Here is a 19111-nt window from a genome sequence, read left to right on the forward strand (position 1 = left end):
TGGAGTAATCATCCCTCATGAAATTTCTGATAGTGATCTAGAGCAAGAGCCATCATTCCGTATATGGGCTCCTTATTCTTGTTTTCGATTTGTCCGGATGGTACAAAGGTGTTGAATTGGTTCGTTACATACTCCCTTACAAACGCATTGTTTTGAAGTACGCCGCCTTGCAAAATGATTTGGAAAGATTGTCTATATAAATTTATTCGCTCAATGACGGCCTTAGCACAAGTAAATAATTGTTCGGCTGCATGGATCATAATAGACTTAGCCACTTGATCGCCCTGCGAATGAGCTTGTGAGACGAGACTGGACAATTCAGCTACTTTTTCCACAGAATAGCTTGAGTTGTATGTCCAATTAAACAAATCTTCTGGATCTTTCAAATCCAAATAAGGAAGAATATACTCAGCCAATTTGTTAGGGGCCACCCGTCCATCCATTGTTTTCAAAATGTGAATGATCGCTTGTTTACCGATCCAATACCCGCTTCCCTCATCTCCAACGCGGTGTCCCCACCCCCCTGCTCGGGCAACCTCGCCTTGATCATTAACGCCATAAACGATGGATCCCGTTCCAGCAATCATAAGAATACCTGGCTGACCATTGGTTGCCCCCAGTAACGCTGCGAAGCCGTCATTTTCAATGATTAAACGTTTGGCACGTATACGCAAATGCTGCAGCGCCTCTTCGACCAACGCTAGGATAATCCTCCGGTCATATTCGGTATCCAAACCGGCTATCCCTAACGCGGCACAATCGGTTTCTAATTCTGTTTCGCCAACCTCCCCATTCCCTACTAAATTACCGTCCTCCAAAGCATTGCGAATCGCATGGATAAGCTCCCTCACGGCTGCTTCTTTACCGACCCCCTGATAATTACAAGATCCTGATCTGCCCTGTCCTCGAATGTGTCCATCCTCATCGAAGAAATAGCACAAGCTTTTCGTTCCTCCTCCGTCCACTGCAAGGAATGGAATCTTTTTAACAGACATTATGGGTTCCCCCACTCCCTCATGACTTCATCCAAAATCTGCAGCGCAGTTCGGCTCTTATGATCCGACTCTGTTAACCATTGATCTAGAGCTAGTTGTTCATGACAACGTATCTGAATCATTCTAATCATCTCTTGGGGGCTTGGTCCTCCAGGCAAGGAGCGTATTTGAACAAAGTTCTCAGGATCTAAGGCTTGTGCCAATGTGTCTCTATCCATAATCAAATGACGACCGATGATCTCACTGGCTTTTTCATTAACTAGATCCCATGTAATTTCATTCGCAGCTAATCCTTCCGCCATCGCTCTCTTCACTACTGAGCTAACGATATGGTGGGAAGTTCGGAAGGAGAGTTTGTCCGTTCTAACCAAGGTATCCGCCAGTTCGGTAACGGTAGCGAAGCTGCTTTCAGTCCTTTTACGAAGTACTTCTTTATTAACATCCATAGTCCCCACTACGACGCTTAGTAGTCGATAGATCTTGTCCATGAGTTCAAGAGATTTCCATGCATAAGGCTGCATATCGTCTTCGGTATCAACTATATCGCCGAAAGGCGTGTTATGCATCATCGCAAGCACGGAATCCGCATTACCTACACAGCTAGAAAGAAGGGCGCGCATGTGTTCTAGCGAAACAGGATTTCGCTTTTGCGGCATAATAGAACTGATTTGAACATACGGACTGGCTACCTTTATAGCGGCGAACTCCTGTGTACACCAGAGCAACAAATCCTGAACGACTCGACCCAGGTTGATCGCTGCAAGTTTAATGGAAGTAGCAACCTCTCCCAAATAATCCGCTCCGCTAATCGCATCATAGGAATTCTCTACAAGCTCATCGAAGGCTAGAAGCTCTTTCATTCGGTTCCGATCAATTGGAAAGCCTGACGTTGTGAGGGCAGCTGCTCCCATACTGCTGCGGTTGCAATTATGGTAAGCGGCCGTCATCCGGCGGATGTCTCTCGTAAGCGAGTCAACAACAGCCATGATGTAGTGAGCCATGGTAGTTGGCTGCGCCTGCTGCGTATGTGTGTAGCCAATCATCAACGTATGAATATGCTCCTCTGCGAATTGCAGAAGCTGCTTACGTAACTGTAAACCGGATTGCATCGTAACCAGAAGCTTCTCCCTAAGTACCATCCGGTAAATAGTGACACCCATATCGTTACGGCTCTTCGCTAGATGCAAATAGCCCGCAACGTCGCCTGCGTGCTGCTGCAGTTGGCTTTCCACCTGAAAGAATAAATCCTCAAATTCACCCGTATAACTAGAGTGGCGGAGATGATCCAAGTCAAGATGTGCAATGGCTGTCGCAATCTGGCTTGCCTCATCTTGTGAAATCAACTGCTGCTCCTTCAACATAATCAAATGAGCCTTATTAATGGCCATCATGGCATCCAATAAATGCTGTTTGGCTTCATTATAAGCAGGTTCTAGAACAGCTTCTGTATAGGTTTTACCAGGAAAAACCTTACCTTCACTTTCCATAATAGACTCTCGATTTCCCATCCAGTTGTTCCCCTCCGTCTTTCATTACTGGTTTCTGCAACCAGTTTTCAAGTAATTGATGTAAGTTGGTGACTGCTTCCACTATAATCCATTTCCCTGCTTCTAATGATGTCTGCTGGACATGCCCTGTGTAGCCATTCCATCCTTCTGGACTGCCTTCCACCAACACATAAGGTAGATTTGAAAGTGAATGATTTGCTGATAGGTCTACGTCACTGTCACTAACATGAACCAGATCCGGTCGAAATGCTTTGACAACCGACATTTCATACGGGCCTCCATGACCCCTGCCAGTTGTTCCTGTAAAAATTCCTGCTTCTTCGGCACTTTGCATTGTTACCATTTGCCACCAGTTCACTAGTAGAACACTAGCGTCCTTATAGGTTGCTGTAATGGCTTCTGCTACTGTTCTGGATATACCCATATTCCCATCATGCGCATTTAACAACAATACATTTCTGATACCCAACTGACAGATCCCATCAACAATTTCATATAAATAATCCGTGATGATAGACGGACTCACGGAGATTGTTCCTGGATAATGACGGGTCTTTCCAGGACAAGCCGTATAAGGGATTACGGGATAAATGAGCGGTTTCAAATCAGGATGGAGACGTTCAGCGAAACCATTCGCTAGAATGACATCAGTACCGAGTGGTGAGTGCGGCCCGTGATATTCGATTGATCCGAGAGGCACCACTGCAAAATGGACTTCTTCTAAGACAGTCTGTAGATCACGACCGTGTACTTCCCTAATATCCATGGGCTTGATTCCCCCGTTTGATAGATCGGGAGGCCCCTTCAGGCCTCCCTCTGTAGTTATTACTATTGCTTTAAGCTGATCATGTTCACGAAGAGGCGAATAGAACCAGGGACAAGATTCGGGATTTCACGGTACCATACAAGCGAACTGTAGGTGTAAGTTCCCTTACCGTATTTAGCACTTAGGAATGTTCCGGTAAATTCCTTCTCCCCTGCATCACCATTAGAGATCAGCTGCGTGTACTCTTTGCCCCACTCAGACGGGTTGTAAGCCGAACGATCTTGAATCCAATTGTTCCAATCTGCATCTGTAATCTTATTAGGAGTCGTAAAGATCGGATGATCAGGTGCCAGCATTGTTACTTTGGAATTCTCATCCGTGACACGCCATTGAATTAACGGTTCTCCAATTTTTATCGGATAAGGGGCAAGTTCAGGTTTCCATTTATCTTCCGGCTTATGATATTGAACGACCAGATTTCCGCCATTTTCCACGTAAGAGAGAAGTCTTTGATTGCTCGATAACAACTCTGGACGGAAACCATATGCCCGAATACCCAATACAATCGTATCATATTGAGATAAGTCAGCTGACTGGATCGCTTTATCGTCGAGTTTCGTTACGTTCACGCCAAATTGGGTTAAATACTGATCAATATTATCAAAACCACTAGATACATATCCCACTTTGAGACCTGTAGGTACCTTCAAGTCAAAGGCCTGAATCTTTAATTCTGCTGGCTGAATCAAATAGGTTTTACCGATATGTGGATAATCGATAATTTGTACGTTTTCCTTGCTGGTAACTTCACCGCTTGTTGCTACCGCTGTTACTGTATATTTGCCAACTGCTGTTCCAGCAGGAGCCTTGACTTGGAACGTAACCGGCTTCGTTTCACCTTTTGCAGCGAAATTTACTTCTTGAGATGCAGGTGTTACATTCCAATCCTTAGGGACGTTCAAGGAAATAGACGTTTTGGTAGCGCCTGGCGAGTAGTTGCGTACTGTAACCTTGACCGGAAGAGGCTCTTCGGTTTTCAATGTGTTAAGTACCGTAGCCTCAGGGCTCAACGACATAGCAAAAGCAGGGAGCACAGCCACTTGATTCGATGGGGTAACACGTATTTTTCCTGAAACATTATTTAGCTGATACAAGAGATCCGCACTTACTACAGATGGTTGATATACCTGGAACTCTACTGCATTTTTAGGGACTTGAACCTCAAAAGTGGCAGAAACCGTCTTATTGTAGCTAAGTTGGTCAAACTTTGTGTTACCGACTGCTTTCGTTGTCCAGCCCTCAGGCACATTCAGCCCGAGCTCAACGTTCTTCAGATTGTTCTTACCGCCACTGTAAGCGGAGACTACCATTTTGACCGTTTGACCTGCAACGATCTCGCCGGTTTCCGGTTTTACCTTCACAACCAACGACGAGGCTTCCATTCCTGCTTTATTCAGTTGATCATCCTTCACTTGAAGGCGATACAGCAAATCGGTCTTGACGCTTGCATCTAGCGTCGATGCCTTCACATCGCTAACGGCAGTTTCTACATCCGCCTTCATTTCTTGTACCTCTCGCGCCACGTCAGAGAACACAGGGTATGCTTTAACGACTTCTTCCGCATCTTTATGGAGGGCTCGCAAATCTTTGATCACTTTGTTATCTTTGCCTTTCGCTTCAATCTCTTTAGCCAAATCGTCAAAGGAGAAAGCAATGCCGTCGAAGAAATCATTTTCCTTTTCGGATTTAACCGCTGAATTTAATTTGTAATAGTTAAAGCTCGGACCTTCATCAACATGTCTTCCCATCCCTTGGCTCTTATGCATAAAACGGGATTCTTCTCCCAATTGGACATAAGAAGCGCCGTAAATTTCATCGTAATCTCCTACAGGTACAGCCACGTTGTAATCCTTATCATTGGCTGGAAGGTATAGCTTCTTAATTTGCCAAGGCTGCAGGCCGTTTTTCAAATGCTCGGGAAACACCTCGGGATTAGCTGCATCCTTGAACGCACGAACAGTTATCACGTTAATGGCCCTATGATGACCATGTGTCGATTCTTCGTTGAGGAAAGAAGGAATGACTACGTCAGGCCGCAACTCCCGGATCTTCCGAATAAGTCTTTCATAGACCACCGAATCTCCCCACTTTTGCAGTGTTTCATCGGGGCTTTTAGAAAAACCGAAGTCAAAGATAGGATCATTAATTTGCTCGCTTAACATTCCCAAAGTGACATTCGTGATTTTGGATGCTTCCTGCAGTTCGCGTGAACGAATAATACCTAACGCATTACCTAGTTCACTGCCGATCTCATTTTGGCCACCTTCCCCACGGTTTGCAATGACACTTAATGTATTGACCCCTCTTCCTAATGAAAGATAGGCAAGCATAGCGCTATGCTCGTCGTCCGGGTGAGCTCCTGTATTCATAGCACTCGCGATGGTTGTGAGTGGTTTAATCGATTTCCAGAGATCAACAACGCCTCTGTCAGCGCTGACCGGCTGTGCCATGCTAGGAAGCAGCAAGGAACCTACTACGGCAACGCTAGTAATACTCGTAAACACTTTCCTCCATGTACCTTTCTTCACTTTAACTCCTCCTTATTCACCTTTTATCATCAAGCAGCGGACTTGAACTCTAGAAGTTCCCGCAGAATGATCAACCTTTACACAGCTGTACCCGCTTTGTCACCGGTTAATTTTTTAGAGATAAAGAGAACAATGATTATAAGGATGATCTGAAGGACGCCATAGGCGCAAGCGGTTCCGAATTCAAACGCATACATTCTTTGGAAAATTTCCACAGAAATCGGGGCTGTTCTAGATGTAAACAACAGAATCGATGATACGAATTCACCAATGCCTGTTACGAAGGCCAATAAAGTTCCCGCTAAGATCCCACTAAGCGACAAGGGAAATACGATGCGACGAAAGCTATACCACCATGATGCTCCCAGATTCCGGGCTGCTTCTTCGATCGAAGGATCCATCTGCATAAGCGTAGCCGACGTTGAACGGAACACAAGAGGTAAATGACGCACAAAGTAGGCTAGTGGCAAAATCCAGAACGTCCCCACAAGAACTTGCCCAAAACTGAACGCAGACGGTGTACTGAAAGCTGTAATTAAATTAATCCCTACAACCGTTCCTGGTAATGCCCAAGGGAGCATAATAAACACATCAAGCAATGTTTTCCCTTTAAATTTGAGGCGTACGATCGCATAGGCAGCAGCAACACCGAATATCACATTGCCAACCGTTGCAACAAAGCTCATTTTGAAGCTATTCGCAATAGGTCGCCACGTTTTGCTGTCCGTAAACAATTCAACATAATGACTAAATGTATATTGAGGCGGTAGAATTTGAGTCGTCCATGTACCATCCGTGGAAAAGGATATGAGAATCAATACCAGAATAGGCAGGAGCAGAATGACAACGCCTATCGTGGAGAGAATCATAGCTGTATATTTTCCCCATGCACTCTTGACCTCGGTCCGATGTACACTAACTCCTTTGCTTAAGTTCTGGTAATTTCGCAAGCCTTGATACCAGCGCATAATGATGAGAAACAGGATGGAAACAATGGATAATAAGGTAGACTGAGTGGCCGCCATATCCAAATTCCCATTTGTTCGAGACAAATAGATTTGCATCGTCATCGTTCTGTCGATTCCGAAGATGAGAGGAGCCGTATAAGAAGCCATGGCAATCATGAAGACAAGCAAGGACGAAGCCACGATAGCTGGAGTGAGCATAGGTAATATGATTCTCCGCCAGATATAAAGACGTCCGGCTCCAAGATTTGCAGCTGCTTCCTCCAGGGAGGGATCGAGCCCCTTGATCGCAGCGGAAGCGGTCATATAGAAATAGGTATACATCGTAAAGGTGTGAACCATGAGAACACCCCATACACCCTTTAGCGAGAAAGGCACGTGGTCCATCTCAAACCAAAGCTTGAGCGTCCGCGGAATAATACCGCTTTCTCCATATAGAAAAGTGAATGAAAGTACGCCAACCAGCGGTGGCAGCGCCATCGGCACCATGGCAAGAACTGTCAGAGCCTTGCGGCCTGGAAACTCATAGCGTTCTAATAGAAAAGCCATGGTAACTCCGACTATCGCGCATGTCACTACACTAAGAACGGAGATATATACACTGGTCCAGAGGGCTTCCAAATTGGCGGTATGCTCCAAGCTGAAGAACCGTGCATAGTTTTTATAAGTAAAAGTACCTTCCATTTGAATGCTCTGAATAAAGGTTTGATACAGTGGAAAGAGTACATAGCCCAGCAATACCAGAAACAAGGGAGCAATTAATACATATACGAAATGAGGCGAAGAAGTGATGGATGGCCGTTTGATAACTGGTTGATGAGATACTGGTTTCTTGAAGGTCATATTCTCATCCTCCGCCTATTCTAAAAAGTAAATGCTTTCCTTTGGTATATGCATCGCAAGTTTATCGTCACGCTGTCGTACTTGATGACCCTGATTGACGAACATCGCTTTCAAGGGCTTATTGGATACGTCCGTCAAATAATTGACATTCACCCCGGTGAATTCTGCGATGACAACTTTAGCTAGGAAAGTGTTCTCCGATTGTGAAGATTCTGATTGTGCCTCGCGTACCGCCTCAGGGCGAATAGACAGAGTGGTTTGTGCACCCACTGCCAGGTGACAATTAGGTGCCGTATGACTCACCAACCCGCATAGAACTAGATCGGGTGAAACTCTGACATAGACCTGATCTCCTTCTATTCGCTCCACGGTTCCATTCCATAGATTAGATTCGCCTATAAAGGAAGCGACAAAACGATTAATAGGTCGGTTATAGATTTCCTCCGGTTTTCCAACCTGCTGTACAACACCGCCTTGCATGACCATGATCCGATCCGACATCGCCATGGCCTCAGCTTGATCATGCGTCACGTAAATGGTTGTAATGCCAGATTCAAGCTGCAGCCTTTTAATCTCCAAGCGTGTTTCTTCTCTCAATTTGGCATCTAAGTTGGATAAAGGCTCATCTAGAAGTAAAATATTCGGCTCAATCACAAGTGCTCTGGCTAGCGCAACACGCTGCTGCTGACCACCTGATAATTGGTCAATTCGCCGATTTCCGTAACCCTGTAAGTGTACTTGCTGTAACGCACGCTCTACCCTTTGGAGTCGCTCGTCTTTCGGCCGTTTTCTAACTTGGAGACCAAAGGCCACATTTTCAAATACCGTCAAATGAGGAAATAAGGCATAGTTCTGAAATACCATTCCCGTATTGCGTTTGTGAGGCGGCACTGTCGTTACGTCTTGATTGCCAAATACGATACGCCCGGAGGTTGGATAGTAAAAGCCGGCAATCATTCTCAAAGTTGTTGTTTTTCCGCATCCGCTAGGACCAAGGAAAGTAAAGAATTCACCGGGCTTAATCCGAATATGCACATCCTGAACGCCCGATACTTTCCCAAACTGCTTGGTTACATGTTCTAGAGCGACTTCGATCACGTACAGAACCTCCCTTACTTTGAGTTCGGGCAGAGGAACGATCTCTACCCGAACGGATGCTGTGCTTATTTCGCGCCTTTCCCTTTAATACTCTCATCCCAATACTGCATCCAATCTTTCTCTTTTTCAGCCATGACTGTCCAATCGATATTCATTGGCTTCAGTTCAATGCCTTTCAACCAAGCAGGCAGTGAATCTTTGCTAATGTCCGTACGCGTAGGGATCTGGAACAGTTTATCGGCAAGCTCTACACGAAGTTTGGAGTCAAAAAGAAACTCATAAAATTTCTTCGCCGCCTCTTTGTTCTTAGCATTTTTCACCATACCTACGCCGTCTACAAGGATAGGTGCCCCGCTAGCTGGGTAAATAAAATCAAACGGCTGACTTTTCAAATGCTTCTGAATCATAATGTCCTGCAAATTCCAGAGCGAAAGTGTTCCTTCTTCACGGGCTAATTTTAAGTAAAGGTTCGTAGGATCCTGCGCATATTCCTTCGTATTGGCATCCAGCTTCTTCAGCCAGTCGTACCCTTTTTTAGGATCAGCGGCACCTTCTTTGAAAATCATTGCGGAATAAATCGTTCTCATCGTTCCTGATGCAAGCACTCCCCGAATAATGATTTTGTCTTTATATTTCGGATCAAGAAGTGCGTCCCAATCTTTAGGAGCATCCTCCTGTTTAAGTGCTTTAGAGTTATACATGATCACTTCGGGCAGCAGCATTTCACCGTACCATCGATCCTTAGCATCTTTGTACAAAGCTGGTATGCTGTCTGCGAAACTTGGCTTGAAGCTTTCCAAGAGATCTTCGTTCGCCGCCGTCATCAGACCAGATTGGGTGCCGCCCCACCAGAAATCAGCTTGAGGGTTAGCCTTTTCTCCCCGCACACGCTCCAGAATCTGCTGCGCACCCATCGTTAATACCTCGACCTCAACTTCCGGATGCTTCGCATTGAATTTCGGAATAATTTCATCGACAACACTTTTATCCCTAGCTGTATAAATAACAAGCTTTTGCTTCTCTGCCGGTTTAGGTGCCTCCGTAGCAGCCGCTTTGTCAGAAGGCTTCACCGTGGGTGCTTGACTAGCATTTCCAGAACTCGGCGTAGAGCCTCCGCAAGCTGTTATCACAACCATCATAATGCTGACTAGAGTGCCTACCAGCATTCTGGACATTTTCCCCTTACTTGTTATCATTCACATAACCTCCCGAAAGGTATATTTTGTTGGAATTTACTACGGGGAAAGCTTCTAGGACGCTGTGAATCGCCCCGATGATGCCCGCTTTGTAGCCTAGAGCCGCCAGCTTGATTTGGGGTACGTACGGAACCCATTCGGTCAGCATACCTTGGATCTTCTCAACACCTCTTTCCTCGATGTCAATCATCTCCCCGCTTAAAATCAACAAATCTGGATCGAGTATACTGACCATATTCGCGATTCCGTAAGCCCAATGTCTGTAGATGTCATTTAACAATCGACCTGCCTCTGTATGACCATCTTCCGTATGGCGTATTAGTTGTTTAATCACACCCGGCTCTTCCATAAGGGAAGGCAGTACTTTTCTGGCCTTTTCTTGGATGACTGGGACGGAGTAATTCCCTTCAAAAACGCCATATTCACCCCGGTTCAGTTTCTTTGCCTGACCCACCATCATATATCCGATCTCTCCGGATGCTTCACGCGAGCCTCTATAAAATTGCCCATCTAGGATGATTCCTGCGCCGATTCCCGTCCCTACATACATATAAACCTGATTCTTAACTCCGTTGCCGACACCCTTATGAAACTCCCCTAAAGTCATCAAATTAACGTCATTATCAATCACAACAGGTAGACCTAATCGCTCCTCGATCTCTTGTTTCACCGGTAAACCCATCCATCCTGTGCTTGGCGCATAACTCACGGTTCCATCGCGACGTTGTGTAATTCCGGGTAAACCTAAGCCAACACCTAGTAAGCGAGATTTCTCGAACCCACTCTTGCTAAGCAAAGTCTGTAAACCCAATTCCAGACAACGAATGGCCATATCACCATTTGTTGGTTGCTGCAAGCGGAAGTTGTAATCAACTAACAAATCTCCACTTAGATCAGCGATAGCCATATACAGCGTACTACCCTCAAAAATGGCCCCAACTACGCCATATGCTTGAAAATTATACTCGAGCAGGATCGGCTTTCTTCCGCCTTTGGACTCACCTACACCAACTTCATGGATTAGCCCTTCCTTCATCATTTCATCGACCAACGCAGAAACACATGGACGGCTTAGTTCCGTTAACTTCGCCAAATCCGCTCTCGAAACCCGCTTATTTTCCCGAAGCTTACGCAGAATCTCTTGTCTGTTCAATTGTTTAACGAGCTTGCTATTTCCGGTTTGATTGCGACCAAGCACCTTGTTCACCCCCTTTGATAGTTAGAATGACTAACAAAGTTTTCTAATACGATACTTATTATGAACTTTCTGAATTAAGTACAACTTCAATAAAAAAATGAGATCGTATTCATCTATCCGTGCATGACTGGAAAAAGTGGCTGTCGCAAAAGCCATTCTTGGATGCTGTGGCACTCTATCATTACTGAACTATGCTATGTTACCCATAATTTCCATTAAGGAACATAGATACTCTATTTGGAAAAAAAGCCCCGAAAACATGAGGAAGAGGAACGTCGATGCGTTATTTCGCGTTTTTTGCCTCGGAATCGTTTTTTAAACAAATAGCGTTCCTACGTTCCTCTCACTCGATTTCATGCGCAGAATTTCCAAAATAACGGATCTACGTTCCTCCAAATAGTGGTTGGGTGACTTTCCCATGCAAGTGAAAAAAAACAAAAAAAAGAGAAGGCAAGAATACTCTTGCCACCTCATTGAAAAGTATTTCTTCGTTAATCTATCGAATTTAAGCTCGTAAGACGTGAGTATTTTACCCCTAAGTTCTCATAAATGACGAATCATGTACACTTGTTCTACAAATTTAGTAAATCCTAAACGCTCTAATAACCCAATTAGCCCCTTGTTGGAATCTCTTATGTTCATGGTTATACGCTTACAAGTAAAAGAAAAAGGTGCGTATACTTCACTTAATGCTGCTTTGAGGATATCTTCCGAATCTGTTCGACCCGGAATCGATTCACATTGATAAAGTGCGATGGTTGACAGGTTCCCGTCATCTCCGAAAATTCGTTTATAAAGTGCGTAACCAACAACCTCATCTTCATGATCAGAGACGATGATACATTCCCCATCCTTCATACTTGCCCATTGTGTTTGCCACGCTGACAAATGTCTGTAGGAAGACAGTCCTTTCACTTCCAGAGCCAGTCCTCGTCTCGTAACATATTCGTTTGGAGAGTTTGGCTGCAGGAGACTTGCATCCAAGGCTTCTGTATGTTGTAGGCTGATTAACTGCTCGGTAATAACATAGCCAACGCTTTGATAGAGCTTAATCGCAGCTTTATTTTGAATAAGCGCCTCCAGTAAGGCGATATCCACACCTTGTTCACGATACAACTGGAGGTTTCTTTCCATCAGTTTTTTTCCAATCCCTCTGCCCCTATGTTCGGTCGCAATGCCAGTACCTCCGTTCCATGCCACTCTCTTTCCTTCAATGACACGGAACCCATTCATCACGAAGCCAATAGGGTCCCTATTTTCGCACACGACTAAGGAATTCTCTAGTGAGAGCCCCTCGTTGACAGCTCTTGCAAGAAATTTGTCCAAGTTCAGTGTACTATTTAAGAAATAGCCTTCGAATCCCTTATTCCACAACGCCACCATGTCTTCGGCCGACATTTCGCTCATTTTTTTGAAAATCATAAGCCTCTACCTCCATCGTGAATTATCCTTGGATATAGCGGAATACCTTTTTTTCCATCTCATTAATCATGGATTTATAGTCAGTTTCCTCACCGCTAAGCATAAATTGCAGAGCAAGGCCATCCCGAACGGACCAGAGTAAACGGGAGGCAGCCGCAATATCAAGGTCGGAGCGGAACTCCCCTGTCTTCATGCCACCCTCCATAATTTCCTGCATGAACAATAATGCTTTATTTGCATATTGGTTCCATCGTTCCGTTAATTCCGGTTGGCGCGCTGCATACAGCATAAATTCCAAATGAAAAGCTAGCCATTTGCGCAGTTCGTCGAGTGATTGTCGACGGAATCGATCAAACATATAGCGAATTTGATCTTCTGCGCTTGGCATATTTTTGAAATCTTCACTGGAGTTCTCCACCATCGCATTCATTTTATCGTCGGCCATTTGAATATACATCTCTTCTTTGCTGGAAAAGTAACTGTAGATTGCGCCTTTGCTCATCCCCAAATGCCGCACGATATCATCGATGGTCGTAGCTTGAAAGCCTTTTTCGATAAAGCAATGCAGGGCTCCCTCAAGAATAATCGCTCTTTTTTCTTCTTTATAAGCTTGCGTAACTTTAGGTGACATACAGCACCTCCTTTTTTCTGTTAATACGTCAAAACGCCCAATCTCCATTCCTGAACAATGGCTCTTTCTCCCCATTTTCCAAGATCCCATCAATATTCATGTCTGCTGAACCCATCATAAAATCTACATGCGTCAAGCTTTCGTTTAGCCCATGATTTTGAAGATCTTGTTGGCTCATATCGATTCCGCCATTCAGGCAGAAAGGAAAAGCTCTACCGATGGCAAAATGGCAGGAAGCATTCTCATCGTAAAGTGTATTGTAGAAAATAAGATTTGTATTAGAAATAGGCGAGCGATGCGGAACCAAAGCAACTTCACCCAAATAGTGAGAACCCTCATCAATCTCAATGAGACTTCTCAAATTTTCTTCCCCTTTCTCGGCTTTAAAATCAATAATTTCCCCTTCTTTGAATGTTAAAGAAAAGTTTTCAATGAGATTGCCATTGTAACTAAGAGGCTTGGAACTTTTCACGGTTCCGTTTACGCCTTTTTTTAAAGGAGATGTAAATACTTCTTCAGTGGGCAGGTTTGCTATAAAGGAGATGCCATTGCTGTTGGTATTACCGGCCGAAACCCAAATATGCTCAGGCGGCAAACTTACTGTAATGTCAGTACCGTCAGCGCGGTATTGAAGCGCCATATATTGGCGTTCATTAAGTCTTTTTGCTCTTGTGTCTAGTGCAGCTGAATGTTCTTTCCAATTCTGTATCGGATCATCCCGGTCAGCTCTAGTTGCTTCGAAGATGGCATTCCATAGCGCGTCAACACGCTCTTCTTCGGGGAGCGAAGGAAACACCTTATCCGCCCATGAAGGCGAGGGAACAGCGATAATCGACCAACTGACTTTGTTGGTTAACCTTGCGACAGACAGCTCCTTCAATGCCGTATTCGATGTTCTACTCGCTGTTTGAATACGTTTGGGGTCGATGCCATTCATCAGATCGGGGTTATTTGCTACCACATAGAGAAATGCAGCATTATTTTCAGCTAATTCTTCATACCCTTTTGCCCGCCACATGGGGTATTCAAGCAATGCTTCATCGGGCGCTAGTTCATACTTTAACCGAGTAATTTCTTCGTCGAACCACTCGACATAAACATGCTTTGCTCCTACCTCATAGGCTTGCTTGACCAATTTGCGTACGAACTCCCCCGATATTAAAGGTGCGAAGACAACCAATGTTTGTCCCTGTTGGATGTTGACCCCTAATTGGATGGCTAGAGCTGCATATTTATCTAAATTGTCTTGGAATGAATGCATGTAAATCCTCCTTCAAGCTAAAATACGACTCAATAAAGACTGACCAGTCGTTTTATTATTTTTATTATTATTCCATATCGTGCCAACTGTCAAGAAATAAAAAAGGAGCCTTTCGGCTCCAATTGGTTTACTTTATTATTAGTACGTATTATCAATATTTCCGCACTCTTTTCCTAATGGTTGATAGAAACAATGCTTCTTATAACGGCCTACAAAAGGCTGATTATTATACCATGTACGAGGGCATTCTCCAGGTGGTCTGAAATACCACAAACTGAAATTTGCAGGCCAAAGTCTCTCCCCATCGATCGACCTTTTTGCAAGCCTTTTTTCCCGTTCTCTCGGTTTTTGATAAAAATATCCGTGTTGTGCAGCTTCAAAAGCATGTACCTGATAGACCATTTGTGGAAACGTTCGAAGATTTTTAAAATCGGAACAATTTGCCCGGAATTGCGGTAAATTTAATACCGAATCAATGTACCCATCGTAGTTGATGGCGTCAAGTAACCTTCGTAGGCTTCCTTTACACGGTCAATCGGATATATGCCGCTGATTAGTGAGCGAATATGGATACGTTTCTCAGCAAGCAGTGTGTTTCGGCCTTCCGTCCAACGAACATAGCCTAAAGGATAGTCAATATTATCCCGTTCATACTGGGCGTCATAACGGCCAGGGCCTCCTGCTCGAGAAATGAGCACCTGAGCTTCTTTCCCGAACATTTTTCCTCTCGAGAATTCAGTGGTTAAATCCCCCACAACTACCACCTTCCCACGATCACGAATCCAATTAAACGAGCTGTTCATAAGCTCTTCACCATTTCCGCTTGCACATAAGAGGACACTGTCTGCGCCACTCCCTCCCGTAGCTTCCGCGAGACCTGCTTCCAAGTCCTCTTGCTTGTCGTAAGATCGGCTTACTCCACACTGCTTAAGGAACGCCACACGCTCGGTATTCAAATCATAACCAAGGGTGGGATAAGTAGCGGCAGCCGCAATTTGGGCAGTAATATTCTCCAGGATACCTAATCCAACCACGACTGCCGACTCTCCAAATCTCAGATCAGCTGTCCGTAAAGCATGAATGGCTATGGCTCCAAGTCCAGCGAAGGCTGCCTCTTCCGGGCTGACATGCTCGGGTACAATCGCGGTAAGATTAAGCGGCACTGACATTAGCTCCGCATGTCGAACATAAGGGCCGCCTTAGCAGGCGACCCTTTGTCCCGGATGCAGCGAAGTCACAGCTTTGCCGACTTTTTCTATGATTCCTACGGCGCTGTAGCCTAGTCCGATTGGTTTGTCTTTTGATCTGTTTGCCATCGTCAATTCCGTACCGGGACTGATAGCGGAATATTCAGTACGTATGAGGACGTGACCATCAAGAAGATCCGGCTCTTCTACGTCGATCCTTACGATAGATCCTTCTCTAGCGGCGATGGCTTTCATCATTTTTTCCTCCCAAGTAGTAATTGGTCAGTTGAAGCGCTCTTGCGAAATTCGCTCGGCGAGAAACCGAAGTATTTCTTGAATGTACTGGTAAACGTAGTGGAATTCAAATACCCGGTTTTTTCACTGATCTCGGAGACCGGCATATCGGTGTTCTTCAACAATTCCTTGGCATGTGACAACCTTACCTTGTTCAAATAATCAACAAAGTTGACCCCGAATGTTTTCTTGAAATAATTGGAGAAATACTTCGGAGATGTCTCCATTTTTTCGGCCATGTGGTCCAAATGTAAATTGCTCATATAATGCTCTTCTATATACTGGGCAACGAAAGTAGGATTCAGCTTGCTTCTTTGTCCGTTCTTGATCTTGTCTGCAATGACCTTAACCGCTTGGATTAGGGTGCTTTGAATACCCTCATAATGGTAGGCGGCTTCCACTTGCGTATTAAATTCCAATTCCAACGCAAGGATGGCTTTCGTTTCGCTATTGCTCATTTCAAGATGCTTCAGTAAATAGTAAAACATCGTTTTCGCAACCGGCACCAACTGGTAATGGTGAATTCTCCGTTCTATATTTAAAGCAAAGATCTCATTGATAATCCTAATACATTCGGCAACATTGCCGCTTACAAGAAAGTTGGAAGATTTCTCAATCTCATCAAGAGGATAATAAACCTTCCACGTAAATCGGATAGAATCATAGTCGATAATTGGATCCTCAGAATGGATGTTTCGATAAACAAGGCAATGTGATAAATCCTGATATGCCTTATGGCAGTTCTCCGTTAAAGATGGATAAAGTCGGCTGACCGCAGTCAAGACGAAGCAATCTTTCCACGATTCTGTCTTCTCCTGCAGTACATAAGCGCGTAGTTGTTTAACAGCTAGCTCGCGCTCGGCCTGCTGCCCAATTCCTATCAACACCACAAACCTCAGATTTGATTGATGAAAAACAACGTTGCGATTTTGGTCCATTACGATCAGCGAAGTCCCCTGCATCATGGCCATTTGATTGACATGCTCCAGCAACTTATCCGTATTTAAACGGGTTTGTTGTTTTCCATTTTGAAAGTTTCTCCCTCCACACCCATTGTAACAAGCGAGGAGCCGGAAGGACTGGTCAAGTAATCAAGCAGCAAGCATCCGTGTCGGTAATAAACTCTGGATCCAGGAATCCTTCGTTATAAAGCTTTTTCATAAAATCAAGCATATCTTTGTACTCGGGTTGGGTAGTGGCAAGTTTCCAAACCTTTGCTTTTTCGTCCTAATAAGCAGGTGTGCTCGCTCCGCCTACTCCCCATCCATATGACCAATCCCTGAAAATGAATTCCTTTGTTTTGGAAGCTACAGGATAGGATTGCGGATAGGTTTCCTTCAATTTTTGAGTGCTTGATAAAACTCCTCGGTATTGCTCCACTCCTTAATACCAGCCTTATCAAATATATCTTTGCGGTACAGGAATCCGTGATTGACGTCACGCTGCAGGCCATAGAGCGGCCAAGCATACATGTTGTTCTTGTCATCAGACCAAGATTTCATGACCCAATTGTTCTCCTTATCATCAACATAAAGTTTTTTGAAGTTCGGAAGATCCTTCAAGTGTTGGCTAATTGGCTCAAGCACCCCTTGCCCTCCCATCTTGTTCAGCTCGGCCAGCGTCTGTCCGTGAAAAATATCAGGAAGTTTCCCGGAGGCAACAATAACCTTTAACTTGTCTTTGTAGGTTCCCGAGGAATAGGCTTGAATGTCCAGTTTAATGCCTGTGCGTTTTTCAATCTCCTTGACAACCAATGAGTCGCCCAAATTCGGGTTATCGCTAACAAGCATCCAAGAAAGTGTCGTCGGTTTATCAACGATAGGAAGCTTTATTCCTCCAGTATCGCCGTAATTAGCCGTTGGTGCTGCCGATACTGGCGGTGCAGATGTTGGTGAAGCTGAAGCAATAGTGTCCTTAGGTTTATCGCTGCTACATCCTGCGACAAGCAAAGTTACCACTGAAGTGTTGAGAGTAAAGCAGTATTCTTTCTTTTCATTTTTCTTCCTCCCTTTAATTTCATAGCCTCTCGGCATTCGCCGAGGCTTGCTGCACAAGGCTTTATCAGCAATGCCCTGTGCGCTTTCCTCCCACCAAACGGTGGGTTTTTTTATTTTTGCACTCCTTTGAACTGGAAATCATAATTCCTCAAATTTGTGCGCTAAACCCGTGAAAAATACTTGACTTTTAGAAAACGCCTCAATAATTACGCGAGAAAGGGATCTAAAACCCTTTACTACCAGATTATGGGGTGTTTTCATGAAGCCTGTTTTCGTTTCACATGAAGCCTACCGCCTCTTTGTCTTAAGCGCCTTAAAAAAATACTATGCTCCGCCTTCGGCCATTTTCGTTAAGGCCGACTGGCCTCTCATCTTCAAGTGTCTCATCACTGATCTTTCTGCTACTACGACGCTTTTAGCGGATACGTTCAGCGCAAGAGGACCGCAACCACGTGACCCGGCTTCTATGCTTCGCTCTTATTTACTTTTTCTTTTGACCAGACCCGAAATTGGCATCACAGAATGGGTCAACGAACTGTACAGGTACCCTCTCTACGCCATTCTTAGCAGCTTCGAGCCTGGAGACATTCCCGGTGTCGGCACCTTTTACGACTTCCTTTCCCGATTCTGGGCCGCTGACAGCAAGCACCTCTCACCGAGGGTCAGACCCCGTAAGCGCAAACCCAAGAAAGGGAAGAAAGGAGAGAAGGCTCCTACCACATCACCCCAACGCTATGGACGTAGCGGGTGACGGTACTCCGGCAGAGACCGCCTCTTGGTCCCGCAGCAAACCAACCTGTGATTGTCATGCCCAAGGCCTTGCGAAATGCAACCATCTTCGTGAGTACTCTCAGCCAGACTGCAACTCCGGTTGGGATAGTTCACGAGAAAAATACTATAACGGATACCACCTGTACATGCTTACTGCTGCAAACAGCAAGCACGATCTGCCGCTGTATCCAAGACTTCAGCCTGCATCACGCCATGACGCCGTTAGCTTTGTCGTCAGTTCGGTAGAATTTGCGCAACGTTTCACCTTGGGCATGGTCGATAAGATGTTGCTTGATGCTGCCCATGACGCTGGAGCTATTTACGACTTGCTCAAGCACCAGGGCGTAAAACCATTCATCGATTTAAACAAACGGGCAACCAAGTACCTCGA

Annotated in this window: 16 protein-coding genes and 2 pseudogenes; 2 read left to right on the forward strand and 16 right to left on the reverse strand. The window is 44.9% G+C overall.

Annotated features, from left to right (window positions below; genetic code table 11):
• Positions 1 to 8: 8 nt before the first annotated feature.
• The 16 genes and pseudogenes from G519_RS0128160 to G519_RS44920 all read right to left on the reverse strand — a co-directional run bounded on the left by G519_RS0128160 (position 9) and on the right by G519_RS44920 (position 17985).
• Complete coding sequence (locus tag G519_RS0128160) at positions 9 to 995, reverse strand: N-acetylglucosamine kinase (protein WP_029197532.1); 987 nt, start codon at positions 993 to 995, stop codon at positions 9 to 11.
• Positions 995 to 2503 carry an argininosuccinate lyase gene (gene argH / locus G519_RS0128165; RefSeq protein ID WP_029197533.1) on the reverse strand — a complete coding sequence of 503 codons (1509 nt, stop codon included), beginning with the start codon at positions 2501 to 2503 and terminating at the stop codon, positions 995 to 997. The genes G519_RS0128160 and argH overlap by 1 nt, the downstream gene beginning before the upstream one ends.
• A complete protein-coding gene (locus G519_RS44895; RefSeq protein WP_051253757.1) occupies positions 2472 to 3269 on the reverse strand; it encodes a creatininase family protein in 798 nt (265 codons plus the stop codon). Before G519_RS44895 ends, argH begins: the two co-directional genes overlap by 32 nt.
• Positions 3270 to 3331: 62 nt before the next feature.
• Positions 3332 to 5857 (reverse strand): NEW3 domain-containing protein, encoded by a 2526-nt coding sequence (locus tag G519_RS0128175; protein ID WP_029197534.1) that lies wholly within the window; start codon positions 5855 to 5857, stop codon positions 3332 to 3334.
• Positions 5858 to 5934: 77 nt separating this feature from the next.
• Positions 5935 to 7665: an ABC transporter permease gene (locus G519_RS0128180; RefSeq protein WP_029197535.1), complete on the reverse strand. Its 1731-nt coding sequence runs from the start codon at positions 7663 to 7665 to the stop codon at positions 5935 to 5937.
• Positions 7666 to 7680: 15 nt separating this feature from the next.
• Positions 7681 to 8763, reverse strand: coding sequence for an ABC transporter ATP-binding protein (locus G519_RS0128185; RefSeq protein ID WP_029197536.1), 1083 nt, complete (start codon positions 8761 to 8763; stop codon positions 7681 to 7683).
• A 65-nt stretch (positions 8764 to 8828) separates the two neighbouring features.
• Positions 8829 to 9959: an extracellular solute-binding protein gene (locus G519_RS0128190; RefSeq protein ID WP_029197537.1), complete on the reverse strand. Its 1131-nt coding sequence runs from the start codon at positions 9957 to 9959 to the stop codon at positions 8829 to 8831.
• Complete coding sequence (locus tag G519_RS44900; RefSeq protein WP_051253758.1) at positions 9946 to 11157, reverse strand: ROK family transcriptional regulator; 1212 nt, start codon at positions 11155 to 11157, stop codon at positions 9946 to 9948. The genes G519_RS0128190 and G519_RS44900 overlap by 14 nt, the downstream gene beginning before the upstream one ends.
• A gap of 543 nt (positions 11158 to 11700) precedes the next feature.
• A complete protein-coding gene (locus G519_RS0128200; RefSeq protein WP_029197538.1) occupies positions 11701 to 12579 on the reverse strand; it encodes a GNAT family N-acetyltransferase in 879 nt (292 codons plus the stop codon).
• 22 nt (positions 12580 to 12601) lie between these two features.
• Positions 12602 to 13210, reverse strand: coding sequence for a TetR/AcrR family transcriptional regulator (locus G519_RS47915; RefSeq protein ID WP_029197539.1), 609 nt, complete (start codon positions 13208 to 13210; stop codon positions 12602 to 12604).
• Positions 13211 to 13238: 28 nt separating this feature from the next.
• On the reverse strand, positions 13239 to 14471 hold the full coding sequence (locus tag G519_RS0128210; RefSeq protein WP_029197540.1) for an aminopeptidase: 1233 nt from the start codon (positions 14469 to 14471) through the stop codon (positions 13239 to 13241).
• 138 nt (positions 14472 to 14609) lie between these two features.
• Positions 14610 to 14936, reverse strand: a pseudogene (locus tag G519_RS49350) (cell wall hydrolase); the annotation flags it as partial.
• Positions 14933 to 15640, reverse strand: a complete 708-nt coding sequence (locus G519_RS44910; protein WP_307720121.1) for a zinc-binding dehydrogenase — start codon at positions 15638 to 15640, stop codon at positions 14933 to 14935. The pseudogene G519_RS49350 and the gene G519_RS44910, both read right to left, overlap by 4 nt.
• Positions 15641 to 15670: 30 nt before the next feature.
• A complete protein-coding gene (locus G519_RS53360) occupies positions 15671 to 15916 on the reverse strand; it encodes an alcohol dehydrogenase catalytic domain-containing protein (RefSeq protein ID WP_307720120.1) in 246 nt (81 codons plus the stop codon).
• Entirely contained in the window at positions 15913 to 16923 is a 1011-nt protein-coding gene (locus tag G519_RS44915) for a helix-turn-helix transcriptional regulator (RefSeq protein WP_051253759.1), read from the reverse strand. Before G519_RS44915 ends, G519_RS53360 begins: the two co-directional genes overlap by 4 nt.
• Positions 16924 to 17289: 366 nt before the next feature.
• Positions 17290 to 17985 carry an extracellular solute-binding protein gene (locus G519_RS44920; protein ID WP_051253760.1) on the reverse strand — a complete coding sequence of 232 codons (696 nt, stop codon included), beginning with the start codon at positions 17983 to 17985 and terminating at the stop codon, positions 17290 to 17292.
• Positions 17986 to 18208: 223 nt separating this feature from the next.
• Here G519_RS44920 and G519_RS47920 point away from each other — a divergent pair, with 223 nt between their 5' ends.
• Both G519_RS47920 and G519_RS50570 read left to right on the forward strand, forming a co-directional pair.
• Positions 18209 to 18700, forward strand: coding sequence for a hypothetical protein (locus tag G519_RS47920; protein ID WP_029197541.1), 492 nt, complete (start codon positions 18209 to 18211; stop codon positions 18698 to 18700).
• A gap of 166 nt (positions 18701 to 18866) precedes the next feature.
• A pseudogene (locus G519_RS50570) lies at positions 18867 to 19111 on the forward strand (transposase); the annotation flags it as partial.

Origin of the sequence: Paenibacillus alginolyticus DSM 5050 = NBRC 15375 (genome assembly GCF_000422905.1) — a bacterium.
Lineage (GTDB): Bacteria > Bacillota > Bacilli > Paenibacillales > NBRC-103111 > Paenibacillus_E > Paenibacillus_E alginolyticus.